At 70.4% G+C, this 19,674-nt stretch carries 16 protein-coding genes; 6 read left to right on the top strand and 10 right to left on the bottom strand.

What is annotated here, in order from left to right; all coding sequences use genetic code 11:
- Nucleotides 1-13: 13 nt before the first annotated feature.
- The 5 genes from HHX33_RS15865 to HHX33_RS15845 form a co-directional block, all read right to left on the bottom strand.
- Nucleotides 14-907, bottom strand: a complete 894-nt coding sequence (locus HHX33_RS15865; RefSeq protein WP_182875276.1) for a carbohydrate ABC transporter permease — start codon at nucleotides 905-907, stop codon at nucleotides 14-16.
- Nucleotides 904-1,878 carry a carbohydrate ABC transporter permease gene (locus HHX33_RS15860; protein WP_182875275.1) on the bottom strand — a complete coding sequence of 325 codons (975 nt, stop codon included), beginning with the start codon at nucleotides 1,876-1,878 and terminating at the stop codon, nucleotides 904-906. The genes HHX33_RS15865 and HHX33_RS15860 overlap by 4 nt, the downstream gene beginning before the upstream one ends.
- Nucleotides 1,879-1,962: 84 nt before the next feature.
- Entirely contained in the window at nucleotides 1,963-3,315 is a 1,353-nt protein-coding gene (locus HHX33_RS15855; protein WP_182875274.1) for an ABC transporter substrate-binding protein, read from the bottom strand.
- A gap of 303 nt (nucleotides 3,316-3,618) precedes the next feature.
- Nucleotides 3,619-5,070 carry a sulfatase gene (locus HHX33_RS15850; RefSeq protein WP_310741397.1) on the bottom strand — a complete coding sequence of 484 codons (1,452 nt, stop codon included), beginning with the start codon at nucleotides 5,068-5,070 and terminating at the stop codon, nucleotides 3,619-3,621.
- A gap of 397 nt (nucleotides 5,071-5,467) precedes the next feature.
- Entirely contained in the window at nucleotides 5,468-6,286 is an 819-nt protein-coding gene (locus HHX33_RS15845) for an aldo/keto reductase (protein ID WP_182875272.1), read from the bottom strand.
- A gap of 98 nt (nucleotides 6,287-6,384) precedes the next feature.
- Here HHX33_RS15845 and HHX33_RS15840 point away from each other — a divergent pair, with 98 nt between their 5' ends.
- Together HHX33_RS15840 and HHX33_RS15835 are read left to right on the top strand one after the other, a co-directional pair.
- The gene (locus tag HHX33_RS15840; RefSeq protein ID WP_310741396.1) at nucleotides 6,385-7,437 is read left to right on the top strand and encodes a hypothetical protein; all 1,053 of its coding nucleotides are present in this window, start codon (nucleotides 6,385-6,387) and stop codon (nucleotides 7,435-7,437) included.
- Nucleotides 7,434-8,660 (top strand): DUF6716 putative glycosyltransferase, encoded by a 1,227-nt coding sequence (locus HHX33_RS15835; protein WP_111701009.1) that lies wholly within the window; start codon nucleotides 7,434-7,436, stop codon nucleotides 8,658-8,660. The genes HHX33_RS15840 and HHX33_RS15835 overlap by 4 nt, the downstream gene beginning before the upstream one ends.
- Here HHX33_RS15835 and HHX33_RS15830 read toward each other — a convergent pair.
- From HHX33_RS15830 to HHX33_RS15810, 5 genes are all read right to left on the bottom strand, one after another.
- A complete protein-coding gene (locus tag HHX33_RS15830) occupies nucleotides 8,657-9,523 on the bottom strand; it encodes a dihydrodipicolinate synthase family protein (RefSeq protein ID WP_182875271.1) in 867 nt (288 codons plus the stop codon). The two genes, HHX33_RS15835 and HHX33_RS15830, sit on opposite strands and share 4 nt — an antisense overlap.
- A 97-nt stretch (nucleotides 9,524-9,620) precedes the next feature.
- Nucleotides 9,621-10,349, bottom strand: coding sequence for a glyoxalase (locus tag HHX33_RS15825; protein ID WP_182875270.1), 729 nt, complete (start codon nucleotides 10,347-10,349; stop codon nucleotides 9,621-9,623).
- Nucleotides 10,350-10,428: 79 nt separating this feature from the next.
- Entirely contained in the window at nucleotides 10,429-10,728 is a 300-nt protein-coding gene (locus tag HHX33_RS15820; RefSeq protein WP_182875269.1) for a hypothetical protein, read from the bottom strand.
- A gap of 531 nt (nucleotides 10,729-11,259) precedes the next feature.
- Nucleotides 11,260-12,096 (bottom strand): pyridoxal-phosphate dependent enzyme, encoded by an 837-nt coding sequence (locus HHX33_RS15815; protein WP_182875268.1) that lies wholly within the window; start codon nucleotides 12,094-12,096, stop codon nucleotides 11,260-11,262.
- A complete protein-coding gene (locus HHX33_RS15810; RefSeq protein ID WP_182875267.1) occupies nucleotides 12,093-12,905 on the bottom strand; it encodes a ThiF family adenylyltransferase in 813 nt (270 codons plus the stop codon). Before HHX33_RS15810 ends, HHX33_RS15815 begins: the two co-directional genes overlap by 4 nt.
- 598 nt (nucleotides 12,906-13,503) lie before the next feature.
- Here HHX33_RS15810 and HHX33_RS15805 point away from each other — a divergent pair.
- The 4 genes from HHX33_RS15805 (at nucleotide 13,504) to HHX33_RS15790 (ending at nucleotide 19,588) form a co-directional block, all read left to right on the top strand.
- Nucleotides 13,504-13,746, top strand: a complete 243-nt coding sequence (locus HHX33_RS15805) for a hypothetical protein (protein ID WP_182875266.1) — start codon at nucleotides 13,504-13,506, stop codon at nucleotides 13,744-13,746.
- A 201-nt stretch (nucleotides 13,747-13,947) separates the two neighbouring features.
- The gene (locus HHX33_RS15800) at nucleotides 13,948-14,748 is read left to right on the top strand and encodes a methyltransferase domain-containing protein (RefSeq protein WP_182875265.1); all 801 of its coding nucleotides are present in this window, start codon (nucleotides 13,948-13,950) and stop codon (nucleotides 14,746-14,748) included.
- A gap of 218 nt (nucleotides 14,749-14,966) precedes the next feature.
- Nucleotides 14,967-17,762 carry a class IV lanthionine synthetase LanL gene (gene lanL, locus HHX33_RS15795; protein WP_182875264.1) on the top strand — a complete coding sequence of 932 codons (2,796 nt, stop codon included), beginning with the start codon at nucleotides 14,967-14,969 and terminating at the stop codon, nucleotides 17,760-17,762.
- Nucleotides 17,759-19,588, top strand: a complete 1,830-nt coding sequence (locus tag HHX33_RS15790; protein ID WP_182875263.1) for an alpha/beta hydrolase family protein — start codon at nucleotides 17,759-17,761, stop codon at nucleotides 19,586-19,588. The genes lanL and HHX33_RS15790 overlap by 4 nt, the downstream gene beginning before the upstream one ends.
- Nucleotides 19,589-19,674: the final 86 nt, after the last annotated feature.

The following is a 19,674-nucleotide window of genomic DNA, read 5'->3' as shown; positions in this document are numbered from 1 at the left end:
GTGTCTTGCGTTGTCACGCCTTGACCGCACCTTCCATGAGTCCGCCGATGATCTGTCGGCCGAACAGGATGAAGACGACGATGAGCGGGAGAATCGACATCAGCGTGCCGCTGAAGATCAGCACGTAGTCCGTGCCGTACTTCGCGTTGAGCGAGTTGATGGCGACCTGAACCGTCGGGTTGTCCGGGGTCAGGACGATCAGCGGCCACATGAAGTCGTTCCAGATCAGCATGAACGTGTTGATGCCCAGCACCGCCATGCCCGGCCGTACGGCCGGCAGGACGACGTTGAACCAGATCCGCAGGGTGGACGCGCCGTCGACGCGGGCGGCCTCGACCAGTTCGTTGGGCACGGCCTGCTGGGTGTACTGCGTCATGAGGAAGACGCCGAACCCGTTGAGCAGGTAGGGCAGGATCACCGCCTTGATCGAGCCGACCCATTCGAGGCTGACCATGAGGCGGTAGAGGGGGACGATGCCCATCTGCTGCAGGGGGACCATCATGGTCAGCAGGACCAGCAGCAGGAGGACCTTGCCGCCCCGGAAGTTCAGCCGGGCGAACGCGAAGCCGGCGAACGTCGAGATCAGCACCACCGAGACCGTCACCGTGGCGGCGATGATCAGCGAGTTGGTGAGACCGGCGAGGTAGTGCGCGTCGGGGTTGGTGAGCACCCGCTGGATGTTCTCCCCGAGGTTGCCGCCCGGCAGGAACGGCGGCGGCATGTCGGTCGCCTCGGTGTTGGTGCGCGAGGCGATGACGATCATGTAGTACAGCGGGAACGCCGAGATGATGATCGTGACCGCGAGGATGAGCCTCGTCATCGGCGTGGCGTTCCAGAGGCCGGAGGCCCCTCCCGGCGCCTTGGCGCGGCGCCGCCGCGTGGAGGCGGGCGCGGAGAGCGTGGTCACTTGTTGCCCCCGATCCGGCGGATGAGCAGGAAGTTGATGGCCGACCCGACGAGGATGAGCAGGAACAGCAGCCAGGCGGCCGCGGAGGCGTAGCCGTAGTCGAACTCGCGGAAGCCCTGCTCGAAGATGAACATCGACACGGTCTGGAACTGGCTGTCGCTGCCGCCGTGGACGTTGCCGTTGTAGAACGTGGTCGGCTCGGAGAACAGCGTGAGACCGCCGATGGTGGAGTTCAGCACCACGAAGATCATCGTGGGCCGGAGCATCGGGATCGTGATCTGCCAGAACTGGCGCCGCCGGGACGCGCCGTCGATCGAGGCCGCCTCGTAGAGGTCTTTGGGGATCGTCTGCATGCCGGCCAGGAAGATGATCGCGTTGTAGCCGGTCCAGCGCCAGTCGATCATCGTGGCGATGGCGATCCAGGAGGGGAGGCGCTGGGCCTTCCAGTCGATGGGGTCGGCCCCGAACCAGCCGAGAACCCAGTTGACCACGCCCCAGTCACGGCCGTACAGCTGGGTGAAGACGACCGCCACCGCGACGACCGAGGTGACGAGGGGGAGCAGGACGCCCAGCCGGACGAACAGCTGGAACTTGATTCGCTTGTTCAGCGCGTTGGCCAGCAGCAGCGCCAGCAGAATCTGCGGGACCGTCGCGATGACGAACATCGCGAGCGTGTTGACGACGGCCTTCCAGAAGTCGGCGTCGCCGAGCATGGCGGTGTAGTTGCCGAGGCCCGTCCACTCGACCGTACCGGTCAGGTCGTAGTCGAAGAACGAGTAGTACAGGGTGAACCCGAGCGGGAAGAGCCCGAAGATCAGGAAGAGCAGGTAGTAGGGAGAGACCAGGAGGTAGGGAGCGGCCTTGAGGTCCAGCCAGGTCAGGAAGGACCGGCCCGATCTCGGCCGGACGTGCCTCCGGCCGGGCGGCATCGGTGCGCGGGTGGGTCGCCCGGCGTCGACGTGCAGGCTCATAAGTTACCTTTCGGGTGAAAGCAGGCGACCGGCCCGCCGGCGGGGTGCCGCTGCGGCGGGCCGGTGCTCACCTGGCGGGCAGGATCAGCCCGCGGCCTTCACTGCGTCGTCGACCAGCTTCTTCCAGCCGCTCGCGTACGGCACCGAGCCGTCGTCGATCGCCGAGACGACCGACTCGACGGCGTTCTTGACCTGGGCGTGCTTCACGCCGAGGAAGACCGGCTGAAGCGCCGAGGCGGACTTGGCGAAGATGTCGCCGACCGGAGCGTCGTTGAAGTACTCGTTCTTCGCGCCCTGAACGGCCGGGTCCTGCTGCGCCTGGACGTTGCTCGGCATGTTGCCGGCGAAGTTGAAGACGCTGACCTCGGCCTCCTTGCCGGTCAGGTAGTCGAGGACCTGCGCGGCCTCCTTGGGGTGCTTGGACTGCTTCGGCACCGCGAGCCAGGAGCCGCCCCAGTTGCCGCCGCCGCCGGGCACCGCCGCGACGTCCCACTTGCCCTTGAAGTCCGGTCCGGCGCCGCCGTCACCGCTCACCGCGCCGAGCATCCACGACGGGCAGCCGAGGGTGGCGAACTGCGACTTCTTCATGCCGGTGTTCCACTCGGGCGTGAAGTTGCGCAGCTTGGCCGTGAGGCCCTCCTGGCTGATCTTCTGGGCGAATTCGTAGGCCGACTTGACCGCGGGGTTCTTGTCGACGATCAGGTTGTTGTCCTTGTCGAAGTAGGAGACGTTGCCGTTCTTGGCGGCCTCCTGCACCAGGACCACGTTGTAGAGCGTGTTGGTGCCGTCGACGAACTTGGTGTCCTTGATCTTGTCCTGGAACTTGTGGGCGACCTTGACGAAGTCGTCCCACGTCGGCCAGAGCTTGCTGACCTCGTCGCGGTCGGCCGGCAGGCCCGCCTTCTCGAACAGGTCACGGCGGTAGCAGAGGCTCATGCCGCCGACGTCGGTGCCGAGGCCGAACAGCTTGCCGTCGGCGGTGACGCCGTTCTCCCACTTCCAGTCCGCGAAGTCGGCCTTGCGGTTCTGCAGGCCGAACTCGCCGAGGTCGGCCCACCACTCGGGGTGCGCCTTGGCGAGGCCCATGCCGCCCTCGTCGATGCCGACGACGTCGCCGGCGCCCGCGCCGGACTGGAGCCACTGGATCATCTGCGGCCAGTAGACCTGCTCGAACTGGTCGGTCAGGTTGTCATACTTGATCGTGATGTCCTTGTGCTCGGCGTTCCACTTGTCGACGGCCTCCTTGTAACCGAAGTTCTTGCCGCCGCCGAACGTCTGAAGCGTGATGGTCACGGGACCCGCCGCCGCGGTGGAGCCGCCGCCTGCCGCGTTGTCGGCGGGCTTGTCGTCCGAGCCGCAGGCGGTGGTGACGCCGAGCGTCAGCGCCGCCACCGCGGCGACCGCGAGCAGCCTGCCGCGGCGCGAGTTGTTGAACATTCTTCCGGACCCCTCTCAGGTGGTACCCGAATCTCTTGGGAGGTTCATCCCAGGCCGGTCCCCGACGTCACGGCCCGCGATCAATGGTTGTGCTTGTATGTGTGAGCACTGTTGGGAGCGCTCCCACGAAGGGTCCTCTATGAGCAACGCGGGCGTCAATATGCCGAAACCTAACTGTTACTCCCCGGGGGGTTAGGGGTTCCAAAAGGGATGTTACGGTACATACTACGCATGGGAGCGCTCCCATCACCATATGGGCAGAAATGAATACCGGTTGCCCCAAACCTGTGGCCGGAGTCGCCGTTATGCCGAGCCGTCTCCGACGCCGGCGGCGTCCGTCAGCGCGCAGGTCATCCCGGCGCAGGCCCGGAGCAGCGCCAGCCGGGCCGACAGCACGGCGACGACGCCGGGCTCCGCCGAGCCCGCGATGTTGCGCAGCTCCGCCGGGTCCTCCCACAGGTCGTAGAGCTGCCGTTCCCCGGTCTCGTACTCCACGTACGCGTAGCGGCCGGTGCGCAGCACGGCGTAGCTCGGCGGCGACTGCGGTGAGTAGGAGGGGTGGTAGAACTCGACCAGGACGGCGTCGCGCCAGGGCACGTCGAGCCCGCGCAGCAGCGGGACGAGCGAGCGGCCCTCCGCGGAGAGCGGCACGGACGCTCCGCCCAGCTCGGCGAACGTCGGCGCGAGGTCGACGGACGAGGCGAGCCCGTCGATCACGCCCCCGGCCGGCACGCCGGGCCCGCGCACCACCATCGGGACCCGGATGTCCTCCTCGAAGGGCGTCGTCTTGCCCGGCCTCAGCCGGTGCTGGCCGAGATGGAAGCCGTTGTCGGAGGTGAAGAAGATATAGGTGTCGTCGAGCCGCCCCGCCCGGGTGAGCGCGTCCACCAGGGCGCCCACCATGTCGTCCACGCCGAGCATCGCGCGCAGCCGGTCGCGGTGGACCCGGTCGATCCTGCGCACGTCGGCCTCGGACAACGGCGTCCGCTCCTGCAGCCATCGGGGCTCGGCGGACAGGTCGGCCTGGTCGAACGACGCCGTCCGCGGCGCTTGCTCGTCCGCGAAGGCGGCCGCGTGACGCGGCGCGTGGTGCGCGGGCAGATGCGGCGCGACGGGGGCGAGGTAGAGGAAGAACGGTGCGCTTCCCGACGAGGTGAACGCCGCCGCCTTGGCGCTCAGCACGTCCTCCAGGTAGTCCTCCGGAGCGTCGCCGTACCGCCGGATCGTCCCGTTGTCGTTGAGCGCGTAGCCGTACTCCTGGTAGAGGCGGGTGACCGGCACGGCCCACTCGTCCCAGCCGGGCGGGACGTACGTGCGCGGCGCTCCCTGAGGGTAGTTGTTGAGATACTTGCCGAAGAGCGCGGTCCGGTAGCCGGCGTCGTGCATCCACGTCCCGATCGTGGACGCCTCCAGCGGCCGGAACTTCGTGAACCCGCCGGTCGGCGCCCGGTTGCTCTCGACCTGGTGACTGTGCATGAACTGCGAGCGGAGGATCGAGGAGCGGGAGGGGCAGCACCAGGGATTGGTGACGAAGAAGCGCGACAGGGTGGTGCCCTGGCTCACCAGCAGATTGCCGATGTTGGGGAACCGGCTGAGATCCGCCGCGTCGAGGTCGTCGGTCAGGATCAGCACGATGTTGGGCCGGTGCTCCGGCGGGGCGGGCTCGACCCGGGCCGCGCCGGTGAGCCCGAGAGCCAGCAGGAGCGCCGCGGCGACCCCTGCCCACAGCTTCGTCGATCGTCGCGGTTGCGGCACGGCAGCAACCATATCCCCCTGGCCGCCTGGGGAAACGCACGCAGGGTGACCCTGTGGACGCGCCGCGTCCGGTTCGGGAGGCTTCGCCGTGACATGCGTCCCCGGCCCGGCCATGCCTGTCCACTCTTATTGCGCTCACGCTGGGCCCGTCCCCTCACGCTGGGCCCGTCCCCTCACGCCGGGCCCGCTGCGTGCCCGCGCCGGCTGCGCTCACCCCGGGCCCGCCCCCCAATGCCGCGCCCCGCTCCGGGGATGCGCGCACCCGGCCCGTACGCGCCGCCCTCCGCGCGGCGGGGTGCCGGGGGAGGGCGGCGCGACCGTTCTCTATAGGGCGTGCTTTCTACGGGCGAGTTCCATAGGGCGCGGGCCGGTCTTCCTGTCCGGCGGGCCGGTGTTCCTATCCGAAGGTGGCGGGGTCGGGCCCGAGGCGGCGACCGGCGTCGAGGGCGTCGATCGCGGCCATGTCCTCCGCGCTCAGCTCGAAGTCGAAGACCTCGATGTTCTCCCTGATGCGCGAGGGCGTCACCGACTTCGGGATCACCACGTTGCCGAGCTGGAGGTGCCAGCGCAGCACCACCTGCGCGGCGGTCTTGCCGTACCTGCCGCCGATCTCGGCGAGAACCGGCAGGTCGAGCAGGCCCCGGCCCTGGCCGAGCGGGCTCCACGCCTCGGTGGCGATGCCGTGCCGCGCGTGGAACTCGCGCAGCTCCCGCTGGGCGAGCTGCGGGTGCAGCTCGATCTGGTTGAGCACGGGGACCACGCCGGTCTCGGCGAGCAGGCGCTCCAGCGTGTCCACGGTGAAGTTGGACACCCCGATCGCCCGGACCCGCCCGTCGGCATACAGCTTCTCCAGGGCCCGCCACGTCTCGACGTACCGGTTCTGCTTCGGCGAGGGCCAGTGGATCAGGAAGAGGTCGACGGTCTCCAGGCCGAGCCGCCGCGTGCTGCCGTCGAAGGCGCGCAGCGCCTCGTCGTAGCCCTGCTGGTCGTTCCACAGCTTGGTGGTGACGAACAGCTCCTCGCGGGGGATGCCGGAGGCGCGCAGGGCCCGGCCGACACCCTCCTCGTTCTGGTAGAGCCTGGCCGTGTCGATGCTCCGGTATCCGCATTCGAGCGCCGTCGTGACCGCCTTCTCCGCCTCGTCGTCGGCCACCTGCCAGACGCCGAAGCCGAGCCGGGGCATGGGAACGCCGTTGTTCAAGTCGATGTCTTCCATGCCCCCATGCTGCCCCAACGCCCCGGCATGATCCCTTCGGGGTCCGTTCACCCCGAGTTCCCGCGTACGTCGCATGGGGTGGCTAGGGTGAGCGCGTCGTGAACGAATCCTCACGCGGCGTGGATGACGAGGGACGGCGCCACGCCGCCGGGCAGGGGCAGGCCGTCGCATGGGTGGAGTCCCCCCTGCAGCTCCTGTGCGTCGTCGAGGCGCACAGTGCGGGGCTCCTCGGCAGCATCACCCGGGTGGTGCCTCGGGCCGGGCTGCCCGCACTCCGGATGACCCGGCGTGAGCTGGGGCGGCTCGGGCTGCCCGAGGGGCTGGAGTTCGCCGAGCCGTCCGAGCGGATTCCCCGGCCGAGCCGCACCTGGGCGGTGGGCGACGCCTTCTCCGGGCGGGTCCAGCTCGCCCTCGTGACGGCCGTTCCCGGGCGCACCGTGCTCGTGGACGACGGGCTCGCCACGATCCGCCTCCTGGAGTTACTGGTCGCGCGGCGCCCCCTGCTGCGCGCCCGCGCGACGGCGAGCTTGGGCCGGAAGGTCCTGGGCGCGGCGGCGGGGCTCCGCCTGCGCACGCGCCGTCCTTCGGTCTTCACCGCGCTTCCCGTGCCCCCCGGCCTCGCCGAGGAGGTGGAGGGCGCGGGCGTCCGGCTCGTCCGGCACGACTTCGCCTGGCTGCGCGCCCAGCCCGCCGACCGGCCGCCGCCGGAGCGCACGGTCGTGCTCGGCACCTCGCTCGTACGCAACGGGCTCATCCACCGCGACCGCTACCTGCGCTGGCTGGAGCGGATCGAGGAGCCCGTCGCGTACTTCCCCCACCGGCGCGAGGACCCCCGCGACCTCGACCGGGTGCGCCGCATCGCCGGCCTGACCGTGTACGACGCCGGAGCCCCGGCCGAGATGACGCTGCGCGACCTGCGGCCCGGCCAGCGGGTGCTGAGCCTGCCGTCCACCGCCGTGACCTCGCTGCGCGTGCTGCTGTCGGCCCGGGGCGTGCCGGTGGAGGCCGTGGACGTGCCGGACGACTGGTGGACCTCCTCGGCCGCCCCGTCCCTCCGTTCCCATCTCCAGTTGTTCGCGCACCAGCCCCAGCAGGTGAGCGGGGCGCCGCCGGACTCTCCCCGTACAAGTGAAGGAAAGGTCGCTCCTTGACCCGTCTGCTCGCCGTGGCCGACTCCGATTCGTACCTCAAGTGGGCCGCGGGCCTGCTCGACGCGCTCCCGGAGGACTGGACCACGGACCTGGTCGTCGTCCGTACCCCCATCGCGCCCTCGGCGGCGCAGATCGCCGCCGCGGTCAGCGGCACCCGGGCCGGGGCCGCGGGGCGGGAACTGCCCGCGGTGCTGCCGGCGCGGCAGTTGCGGCGGACCGCCGAACGGTTCCGGCCCGACGTCGTGCTGCTCGCCTGCACCGGACCCGTCGTGGACGCGCTGGCGGCGGAGACGCTGGCCGGGCTGCGGCCCCGCCCGGTGCTGGTGTCGGGGCTGCCCGGCATCTCCGTGCCCGCCACGGAGAAGGCCTGGCTGTTCCGCAGCGGCTGCGACCTGTTCGTGGTGCACAGCGGCCGCGAGGTCGCCGAGTTCTCGGCCATCGGCCGGGAACTGGGCGGGGGAGGGGCGGTGGCGCTCGCCCGGCTGCCCTATCTGGACCTCGGCGGCCTCGGAGCGGACACCGGCGGGGGCGTCCGCGACCGGGTGGTGTTCGCCACGCAGGCGAAGGTGCCCCGCCGCCGCGAGGAGCGCGAGGACGTCCTGCTCGCCCTGGCCGCGCTCGCGGGGGCCCGGCCGGACCTGGACGTGGTGGTCAAGCTGCGGGCCCGCGACGACGAGCGGCAGACGCACAACGAACGCCACCACTACGAGCGGCTGTGGAACGCGCTGGCCGACGAGGGCCGGGTGGATCGCGACCTGGTCCGCTTCGCCGCCGGGCCGATGCACGAGCACCTGTCGCGCGCGGCCGGGTTCGTCACGGTCAGTTCGACGGCCGCGCTGGAGGCCATCGCCGGGCACGTGCCGCTGCTCGTGCTGTCGGACTTCGGGGTGAGCGCCGAGATGATCAACTTGGTGTTCGAGGGCAGCGGCTGCCTCGGCACGCTCGACGACCTGGCGAAGGCGGACTTCCGCACGCCGGACGCGGAGTGGTGCCGGGCCAACTACTTCCACGACGCCTCGGCCACCGACTGGACCGGCCGGGTGGCGGCGTTGGTCTCCGCGGCCCGCGCGGGCACGCTGGAGCCGGCCCGCTCGCTCCTGGACGGTCCCGAGCACGCCGCCGCCCGCCGCCGCGCCCGGCTGCGCCTGGAGGTGCCGCCCAAGGTCCTCCGGTACGGCTACCGCGCCAAGCGCCGCATGCGCCGCTACCTCAAGGCCCTCTAGACGACCGCGTCCGCCGCCCGGAGCGCCCGTCGCAGCGCCTCCGGGCCCGCCGGCAGCAGCGGCAGCCGTACGCCGGGGGCCGGGATGCGGCCCTGCGTGTGCAGGACGGCCTTGACGACGGTGGGATTGGGCTCGGCGAACAGGGCCGCCGACAGGGCCGCCAGGCGGTGGCCGAGCGCCCGGGCCCCGGCGGCGTCGCCCGACCGCCACAAGGTGATCAGTTCGGCGAACCGCGCTGTGGCGAGATGCGCCGAGGCGAGGATCCCGCCCTGCGCGCCGAGCGCCAGCAAAGGTGAGATGACGATGTCGTCACCGCCCAGCACCGCGAAGCCCTCCGGCGGATCCGCCAGAAGCTCGACGGTCTCCGCGTCGATCCCACCGGCGGAGTACTTCACCCCGGCCACACCGGGCAGCCCGGCGAGCCGCCGGAGGGCGTCGGCGGACAGGTGCTGGCCCGTCCGGTACGGCACGTGGTAGACGACCAGCGGCACCGGACTCGCCGCGGCGAGCGCGGTGAAGTGCGCGACCACCCCGGCCTCGCCGGGCCGCACGAACGGCGGCACGAGCGTGAGGGCGGCGGTCACCTCGGGACGGCGGCGCAGCGCCGTCAGCGCCTCCGCTGTGTTCGCGCCGACCAGAAGCTCCGCCGAGCGGGCCCGGCAGACCGCGGCGACCACGTCGAGGACGGCGCGCCGCTCGCCGTCCGTCAGCGAAGCCGGCTCCGCCGTGGTGCCCAGCGCGACGACGCCCGTCGCGCCGGCGTCCAGCACGTCGTGCGCCAGGGCTTCCAACACTGTCAGGGCGACGGCGCCCTCGACGTCGAAGGGGGTGATCAGTGGGACGTACAAACCGGTCAGTGTCATGACGGCAGCGTCCGGCTCCGCGATCTATAAGAACAATTTAATTCTCCTGAATTTATTTATTAGCACCTCTAATCTTGGCATCAATGCTGCGTTCCTTTCAGGGGAGCCACTCCTGGAGTCCGGCGAGATGCCCGAGTTCCGCCTCGACGCGCCGCCGGTCGTCGGCGGTGAGCTCCAGACCACGCAGATCGGTGAGCCAGGGATCGGCGGGCTCACCGAGGACCGTGGACAGGTCGAGGAGGTGACACAGGGCGATGGCCCGCTCGACCGGCAAGGCGTCCGCGCCGTGCCTGCGCATCGCCGACTTGAGCGCACGGAAGGCCTGCAGGTCGTCGTTCTTGAACTCCCGCAGGATCCGGGCGTTGTCGAGCGCCTTGGCCAGTCCCGTCAGCTTCTTCGACCCGCCGTACTCCAACTCGGCCGGCTCGTCGCGCTGGATGAATATGATCGAATTCCCGGACGGATCCATCAGCGTGAACCGGGACGCGCCGGGGCGGTAGCGGGTGATCCGCGGCAGGCCGGAACTCAGCACCTTCCCGTGGACGCGGCGCATCGCCGCGACGAACGCCGCGTGGTACGGCGCCACGGCGTCGACCATGACGAGGCAGCCGCCGGACTCCTCCCGGGCCGGATCCAGGTCCTTGGGCGCCGGACCGAAGTGCAGCTGGAATCCGCTCCACCGCAACGCCAGATAGACATAGGGCTTGCTCTGTTTGTAGGTCGCCTCGAATCCCAGCGCCTCGTAGAACGCCAGGGTCTCCTCCACCGACGCGCACGGCATCAAGGGCACCGTCGTCTCGTTCGGCCGGACCGCGGGCTCGCTCAAGTCACTCACCTTCCTGTCGCCCGGCGATGGTTACAGCCTTCGGCGGCACTCGCACATGGATCGCTCCAGACGCCGTGCCTCATGTCACCAGGTGCGGCGGGAGCGCTGGAGCCGGGAAGGTCACGGGCCGGAACCTGTCCCGCGCGGCACCGAGGGCGGCTATCACATTGGGCAGGTCGTGCAGGGTCTGTTCCCGGGTGCTCCGAACCAGGAAGAAAGTCTCGTCGCGATGCAGCGGAGGAAAGAAGCCGGAGTAGCAGAGTTCTGCCTTCGCGAAACCATACGCGGCCATGAGGTCGCGTCTCTGAGCACTGTTCGAGAGCACGATTCCCGTGTCCCAGTCGCTTTCGAACAGCTCCATCGTGAGGATCTTCGCCATGGGGAGGAGGATTCCCGGTATTCCGTTTCCCCGCCAGTCCGGGTGGACCCAATGTCCACCGTAGTGCGCCACCCTGCCGGAGATGACCGGCGTATTCGGAGGCAGAAGAAGATTCAGTGGCCCTCCCATCTCCGAGGGGAGCGGGTCGAACCACAGCCGCATGGAGCTCATGTGCTGCGCGAAGTCGTCCGTACGGATCATTCGAGCGGCGATGCACGCGACAGTCCGTGCGTCGTGGTCCCTGACGTCCAGCCAGTAACTGTTCCCTGGGGAAACGGGGCTGTGTTCCGGGTCATAAGTAGGATTTATGCCGTCTGTCGCGGGCGCTGTTCGCATGTGACGGACCCAGTTCGAGAGGTCCTCGTCGTGTCTCAGAGTCAGCCCTCGCCGGCTGAACCAGGCTTCACACTCACGAAGGAGATCGTCCAGTACCGTGGCGGCTTCTATCCGTCCACGGCCTGTCTCCGGGATCTCGTGGAGCAAAATCCGTACCTCCGAACCGGTGGTGTCGCATGGTGCAGCGGGTCGCCCTTATCCGAGTGACCGCGGTCTGTCGGTAGGGGCCGGGCTCCTGGGCTGAACCCACTGTGGCCATCGCCTTGCGAGATCCGGGCGGGGCCGGCCGTCGTGGGAGATCACCAGTACCTGTTCGGGATGGGTGTGGGTGTGGGCGAACGCGACCAGCGACTGCAGCGCGCCTCTACCGGGGGCGTCCGCTCCGGCTGCGGTGGCCAGCGGGATGTCCGCCTGGTAGCGGTGGAAGAGATCCCGCTCGCCCACGTTCTGCAGGGCGTAGTTCCGCCATCCCGGAACGGGGTCGCCTCGCCTGGCCTGCAGTCCCACGACCGCGTACCCGAGCGGGGCGAAGACGCGGTGCAGTCCCGCGACGGTGGCGCCGGTGCCGAACCCGCACACCAGGTGGCGGATGCCGGGCCAGTCCGCGCGGAGCTGCCGCAGAAGACGCCACGCCCATCGCTCCACGTATCCCACCAGGGCCGGGTTGGTGAACTGCCTGGGCCAGTACCAGCCCGCCCGTTCGTACTCCAGGCACACCTCGTGTGCTTCGCCGATGCTCGTGATCGTGTGCACCCGGCCACGGAAGCCGCGCCGGGTGAGGTGATCGCGGCCGGACGCGTCGGCGACGGCGACGGTCGGCAGTCGTCGTCTTCTCCCGAGCAGGTCCAGGGCGAGCGCGGTCGAGGAGCCGGAGATCTCGACGAATCCCCGGGCGGCCCGGGGAACCGCGTTCAGGCACAGCTCGTACGTCAGGTGTTTGAGGCTGCCGGATTCGTACATCCCGCCCCACAGCACGGCGGGGCCGTCCTCCTCGGGCCGGGTGAGGGGGAAACGAGTGGGCGTGGCGTTCATGTGGGGGAGACGCAGCCGGCGACCGGGCCTCGGACATAGCGGTGGTCGAACAGGTCCACGTACAGGTATTCGGGGTGGGACACCATCTGATCGCGTCCCAGCAGGATGCCGCGCATCATCTCGCCGACCATCATCCCGGCCGCGGTGGTGGCTCCGAGAACGCAGGTGGGAGCGTGTCCGCGTCCGGCGAAGCAGGCGTCCCAGTACTCCTGGACGACGTAGCTGCCGAGCCCGGGAACGATCTTGGTGAGGTCGACGCGTCCGTCCGGGAGAATGAACAGGTCTTCGTAGAGGGGCGCTTCGGGCTGGAAGACGTGCAGGGCGGCGCCGAATCCCAGCATCAGGCCGGTCATGACGACGACGCCCCGCTTGCGGCATTCCTGATGCAACCATTCCTTGGCCCGGGCGCCGGCGATGTCGATGGTCTCCACCACGTAGTCCACCGGCTTGCCGTCGAATCCCGACAGAAGCGAGTCGATGTTGTCCTCCGTCACGCCCTCGGCGGCCTTGCGAATGCGCAGCTCGGGGTTGATGTCCTGGCACATGTCGCCGACGACCTCGATCTTCGGCTGACCAAGGGTGCTGTCGAAGCAGCCGATCTGGCGGTTGGCGTTGTGCACCTCGTAGACGTCGAAATCCGCCAGCGTCACCCAGCCGAAGCCCAGGCGGGCCAGATCCACCGCGCACTGCCCGCCCGCGCCGCCCACCCCGGCCACGAGAACATGGGTGTCCGCGACCTTCCGCATGGACTCCTCGTCCAGGATTCCCAGATTACGTTGAAGCCGGGGATTCACGGTGAAGCCTTCCATGGGCAACCTCATTTCGCACACGGTGCCATTCCACTGTGGAGTGCCGCAGCGCCCTCGGCAGGCCGAGTCTGTGTTTCGAGCCGGAGGGCGTGCATCTGGATCCTGCCGAGGAAACGCCTCACGGAATGCCCGACGGGCGTCTCGGTGTTCGTCTCAGCGCAGATGCGCGCGGCTCACGGATATAGGAGAGGAAGACGGCGGCCGCCGCCCTCCTCGGAATGACGGGCCGCCCTTTGACGTCCACGGCGACTGTCATCGGGTTCCACGCCGACATCCTAGGCATACCCGATGTGACACTGTCAAGATTCTCGTGACCAGCGCGAACGTCGTTTCGCTCGGGCGAGTGGGCCGGGCGCTCACTCGCGCACCGGCCCGATGCGCCGTGCGCGGGAAGCCGGCGCCACGGGGGTGCGCGACGATCCGCGACTTCGGCTTCGCGCGGTTAAGGATAATTCCAGGGCCTTTTAAGGGCAGCCATAAGTGATCCTCAAGCATGCTCGCGCACCATGGGTGCAGGACATCACGTGAACGATTCGAATTCTCGCTGGGAAATCGTCGTTCATGTGGCACGCGCTCCTTCATGAAGGGCAGGAAGAAAATGAGAACCCGTCGTCTGGCCGCAGCGGCGCTGGTAGCCGGTGGGCTGGCTTTCGGCGCCGTGACCGGCTCCGCCACGGCCGCCTCCGCGCAGGCCGCTGAGACGTGGCACCTCACGGGGTACTACCAGTATCGCGACCAGTGCTTCAGGGCCGGTTTCCAAGCCATCACCAGCGGCGGCATCGTCCAGGACTTCAAGTGCGAGCTCGCCGGCTCCCGATACGCCCTCTATCTCTACTACTGAACCGCTGACGACTCCGTTCCGGGCCGGCGTTCGCATTGGCCCGGAACGGAACCGCTACCCGGCCCGGAAGCCTGTCGTTCAGGGCCGGCCTGGACGCCCTGCCGCCTCGGCGGTTACTCGCTGACGGCCGCCCGGCTGCCCGAGGCCTGACACAGGCTTCGTCCGGATCGGACCCGCGTCATCGACAAGGGGAGACACTCCGTGGACGACAAGATCTTTCAGGCCGGTTCCACCGCGGAAGCGCAGTCCATCATGGAGGAGTATCTCGAACGGATCTCCCGGCACGAGGTGGTGCTGAGCGTACGAGCCTCGGCTCTGGACCTGCTGTCCGTCCGCACGGGCGAACGCGTGCTCGATGCCGGGTGCGGGCTCGGAGAGGTGGCACGGGACCTCGCCCGGTTGGTCGGGCCGACCGGATCGGTCATGGCCGTGGACCTCAACCCGGCGATGCTGGCGGCCGCGCGGAGAAGGCACGTCGGCGTCCCGGAAGCGGGAACGATCACCTACCGGATCGGGGACGTCGCCTCCCTCGACCACTCGGGCGCATTCGACGTGGTGTGGTGCGAGCGCGTCCTGCAGCATGTGGCCGACCCCGGCTCCGCCGTCCACGCCCTGGCCCGGATGCTCGGCCCCGGCGGGCGTCTGTGCGTCATCGACGTGGACTGGAGCGGGCTGGTCGTCGACGGAGTGGACCAGACCCTGACCGCGCGGGTTCTGCACGCCTTCCGCGGCAAGGTGTCCCACCCGACCGTCGGCCGTACCCTGCGACGCAGGCTTCTCCGAGCGGGACTCGTCGATCCCGTCCTGCGGGCGGTCCAGGCGGTGTCCACGCGTCTGGCCGACGCGGCGTCCGTGGTCCCCGTTCTCGACCGGCGGGAATCAGGCCTCGTCCCGGACGTCGACAGGTCCCTGTGGTTCCGGTCACTGGACCTGGCCGACGCGAGGGGAGAGCTCACGATCGCCCTCCCGATCTACGTGGCCGTGGCCAGGAGACCGCGGTAGCCGGGGCCGCTCGCTGAGCCGGGCGGCCGAGCCTGAAAGACCGGTTGTGAATCTCTCGACGGGCAGCGGTCCGTGGTGGCGGCCGCTTAAGCCACCCGCGGGACGGTGTCCTTAAGCGGCCCATCAGTAATCGAGAAGGCCGCTCGTGTTCTCTGTGCAGGCGGGCCTCGGCGGTCGCCGAAGACGTCCCGACAAACATCGGATATGAGGGTTGCGGCGTGAGCGAGAACGGTGCGGGCATGGCGGAGCGCGCGGGCGCGGACATCCACCTGCTGGAGGATGTCGCCAGGGCCGCCTTGCACCGCAACGCGGCCGGCGCGCCCGGTGCGGAGGATGAGTGGGAGATCCGCCACCGCACGCCGTGGACGTATGTGACCCCCAAGGGCGCGGCGACACCGGCACAGGGCTGGAAGCTCCACGTGTCGGCGACACAGTTGTCGGCTCCCGTCGTGCTGGCGCGGGTGGTCGAGGTGCTGGCCCGCCACCGTTGCCCGTTCAAGTTCGCGGCCACCTTCGCCGATCTGGCCGGTCTCACGTCCAGGGGCGCCAGGCGAGGATCGGTCGGCAAGTTCGTCACCGTCTACCCGCCCGGAGACGAGGCGGCGACGGTGATCGCCGAGGACCTGCACACGGCCACCCACGGCCTGCCCGGCCCGTCCATCCTGTCCGACCGGGCGTACCGGCCGGGCAGCCTGGTCCACTACCGCTTCGGGGTCTTCACGGCCCAGAACGTGCTCGACAACGACGGCACCTACAGTTCGACGCTGACCGCTCCCGACGGCGCCCGTGTGGTCGACCAGCGCAACGCGTGGTACTCCCCGCCGGAATGGGCCACCTGCCCGTTCGAGTCTGGCCAGGCCCCGGTGCGGTCCACCGCACCGGAGGCCGTTCTGCTGGCCGGCCGCTTCGTGGTGCGCCAGGCGATCCGCCACAACGCCAAGGGCGGAGTCTTCCTGGCGGAGGACCGGCTCTCCGGGGGCCACGTCGTCATCAAGCAGGCTCGCCCGCACATCAGCTCCACCCTGCAGGGACACGACCAGCGCGACCAGCTCCGCCACGAGGCGCACATGCTCGACCTCCTCGCGCCGCTGGGCATCACGAGCCGCAAGGTGAGCCTGTTCGAGCAGGGGGACAACCTGTTCCTGGCGCAGGAGCATCTCGAGGGCACCATGTTGACGACCTGGGCCGCCGAGGAAAGACTCACGGACCCCGGCCGCCGGCAGGGCCTGGCGGTGACCGTGGTGCACGAGCTGGTCCGCCTGGTCGACGCCGTACACGAGCGGGGCTTCGTGTTGCGGGACCTGACACCGAACAACGTCATCGTCGGCCCGGACGGCGACTGCCGGCTGGTCGATCTGGAGATGGCCGCCACTCCCGGCACCCCGGTGTCGAGGGCGTACACACCCGGGTACGCGCCGCCCGAGCAGGCCCGCGGGCCCAGGTACGGTCCCGCGCCGGGGATCGAGGTGGACCTGTACGCCCTGGGAGCGACCGTTTTCTATCTGACCACGGCCTGCCGGCCGATGCTCGGCGACGACGAGCCGCCCGGGAGCCGGTCGTGGGACTCCCGCGTGCGGGCGCTGTGGGACGTGGCGAGTGCGGGCAACGCCCTGGCCCAGGCGATGGCACCGATGATCCTGGGCCTGATGCGGGAGGACCCGGCCCGGCGCTGGGATCTGCGGCGGGTCGAGAAGTTCCTCGCCAAGCTGGACACGGAGCCCCGGCCGTTCACGGCGCACGTCACCGGTTACCGCCTCGGCGTCGCGGAACAGGACCGCCTGCTCCACGACGGAGTCACGTACACGCTCCGGCGGATGAACCGGGAGGCCGCCGCCGATCCGGCCGGCAGGGGGCATCTGTGGCCCGTCATGGAGTTCGGGGCGACCTCGGACCCCTGTGCCGTCCAGTACGGCGCCGCCGGGGTCCTCACGCTGCTGGCCTCGGTGACGGAGCACGGGGGCGTTGGGAGCGCCGGGCTCTCGTCCTGGCACGCCGATGTCACCGCCACCCTGAGGGACGCGGCGGAATGGACCGTCCGGCGTCTGGTGAGCGAGGCCAGGCCCTCGCCGGGGCTGTACTTCGGCCGGGCCGGTATCGCCTGGGGCCTCCACGAGGCCGGTCGCGCGCTCGTCGACGACGGGTTACGCTCGGCCGGCGTCGACCTGGCGCTGGGCCTGCCGGTCGCCTGGCCGAATCCGGACGTCTGCCACGGCCTCGCCGGGACCGGGCTGGCCCTGCTGCACTTCTGGCACGCCACCGGCGACGACCGGTTCCGCGACATGGCCGGCCGGTGCGCGGATGCCCTGCTCGCGGCCGCCGAGCGTACGCCCGGCACCGTGTTGTGGAAGATCCCCGAGGACTTCGCCTCGGCGCTGGCCGGTGCGGTCCACTACGGCTTCGCCCATGGCGTGGCCGGGATCGCGACCTTCCTGCTCGCCGCCGCCACCGTTCTCGACCGCGACGACTGCCTGGAGACGGCCCTGCTCGGCGGGCGGACGCTGCTGGCCGCGGCCCACCACACGGGCGACGCCGCCTGGTGGACGGAGTCTCCCGGCAACACCATCAGGCAACCGTACTGGTGCAGCGGGTCGTCAGGGGTGGGCACCTTCCTGGTCCGGCTCCACTCCGCCACCGGCGAGGCCCGGTTCCTGGACGCCGCCAGGGCGGCCGCGATCGCCGTCCACTCCTCCCGCCTGTCCTCCGGAACCGTCGCCTGCCACGGCCTGGCCGGGGAGGGCCAGTTCCTGCTCGACATGGCCGACCTGCTCGGCGAACCCGCCTATCGCGCCCAGGCCGAGGAACTCGCCGCATGCCTGTGGGCGCGCGCGGTGACACGAGACGGGCTGCTGGTGGTGCCGGACGAAAGCGGCGACAAGGTGAGCTTCGGCTGGAACACCGGCCTGGCGGGCGTCCTCGATTTCCTGTGGCGGCTGCGCCACGGCGGCGCCCGTCCCTGGATGGCCGACGTCCCGGCCCGCCCCACCGTGCCGGCCCGAGGCGGGGAGGCGCGATGAACGCGCCGACGACGAGCGCGGTGATCGGCGGGGCGCTGGGACCGTCGCATCCCCCGCAGGTGTGGCGGATCAACTTCCGCTTCTCCGGAAGCGGACGGTACGCCGTGTGCCTCACCGCCCGGGACCGCGACGGCCTGGCTCCCGAGCTGTGGGATCTCACTGGTATGCGTCCTCGGTCCCGTGTCCTGCGCCTGCGGGACGGTGTGAGCCCGTGGAGCGCCGCGGTGCCGACCGGCGACGGAAACATCCTGGTGAACAGCGTCGAAGCCGGAGGTCCCCGCCGGGTCCTCCTCGCCGTCCCGGCCGCGACCGGCTCCGCCACCTCGGTCCGGGAGCTGCTCACCGTCCACGACGGGGACCTCGCGCTGGTGGCCGGCCGGACGTCCGGAACCGCCGCCCTGGCCCTGCTGAGGATCCCGGGGCGAGCCACGACCGTGTGGCGGCTCCCCGGTTCGCCCGAACGCCCCGAACAGGTCGCCGACGTGCCGAGCTTCCTGTCCGGAGGCGTTTGGCTCGACGAGAGCGGGGGCCTCCTCGCCCTGGCGAGCTCGCAGGGCCGGGCAACGCGAACCGTCGTGCTGGATCCGTCCCGCGGCACCGTCTCCCCCCTGCCCGGCCTGCGCCAGGGCGAGCATCTGCTGCTCGCCGCTCCATGCGGCGGAGTCCTGCTGACGGCCCTCGAGAGCGGAGGCGTCCACCGGCTGGGAATCCGCCGGCGGGACGACGACGGGCCGACCGTCTTCCCCGAGGACCTGAACGCCGTCGAGGGCATGGTCAGGCCGCTCGCCCTCGACCCGGCCGGAAGGCGTCTCGCGCTGTCGGTCACCCGCGGCGTCCGCTCCGTCGTCCTGCTGTACGACCTGGAGGAGGGCGGCCTCCGGGAGATCGGCCCGGCGACCGGCAGCCTGTTGCCGGCCGCCTGCTGGAACGAGGACGGGCTGCACGTGGTCCACTCCGCTCCCGACCGTCCGCCACGGGTGGTGTTTTTGTCCGATTCCCGTGAAGCGCATCTCGTGGCGGACGGCGAACGTGCCCCCTGGGCGCCCGCGGTGGTACGCCGCTTCGACGGACCAGCCGGCCCTCTCGAAGCCGTCGTCTACGGTGATCCCGTCCGCGCCGCGCGTGTGGTGCTCGCCCTCCACGGAGGGCCCGAGGCCGCCTGGCAGCTCACCTACGACCCCCTGTTCCAGCGCCTGGCCGCGGAGGGCATCGCCGTGGTCGCCCCCAACCAGCGCGGCAGCACCGGATACGGAGCCGCCCACCGCGACGCCATCCGCGGCGCCTGGGGCGGGCCCGACCTCGCCGACGTCCTCCATGTGGGGCGGACCCTGGCGGCCGAGCGCGCGCCCGGCGGCTCCCGGCCGATCCTGTACGGCCCGAGCTACGGCGCCTACCTCGCGCTGCTGGCGGCCGCCGCCGAACCGGACCTGTGGTCCCGCGCCGCCGTCGTCGCACCGTTCCTGTCCGGACGGGAACTGTACGCCGATGGGCCGGCGATGGTGCGCAACCTGCTCGACCGCCTCGGCGGCCGTGAGGAGATCACCGGCGACGCGCTCGGTCCCCGTGACCTGCTCCGCCTGGCCGACCGCCTCCGGCTGCCGCTCCTGGTCATCCACGGCGAGCGGGATCCGATCATCCCCGTCGGCCACTCGCGACGACTCCGCGACCGGATGGCCAGGGCACCTCACCAAGGTGCCCGGCTGACGTACCTGGAGGTGCCGGGTGCGGGGCACGACCCGTTGACCGGGCCGGATCGTCACCTCGTCCTCGAACGTCTCGTCACCTTCCTCCACGCCGCGCCACCCTCCGCCTCGTCGACTGGCTAGGCCGGCTCGCGGCGGAGGGACGACGGGGGACCGGCGTCCTCGCCGCATGCCGCTTCCGGCGGCACCACGAACCCGCCGGCGGCACC

Origin of the sequence: Microbispora sp. H10670 (genome assembly GCF_014161385.1) — a bacterium.
GTDB lineage: Bacteria > Actinomycetota > Actinomycetes > Streptosporangiales > Streptosporangiaceae > Microbispora > Microbispora triticiradicis.
This window is presented reverse-complemented; position numbering and strand designations above follow the sequence as displayed.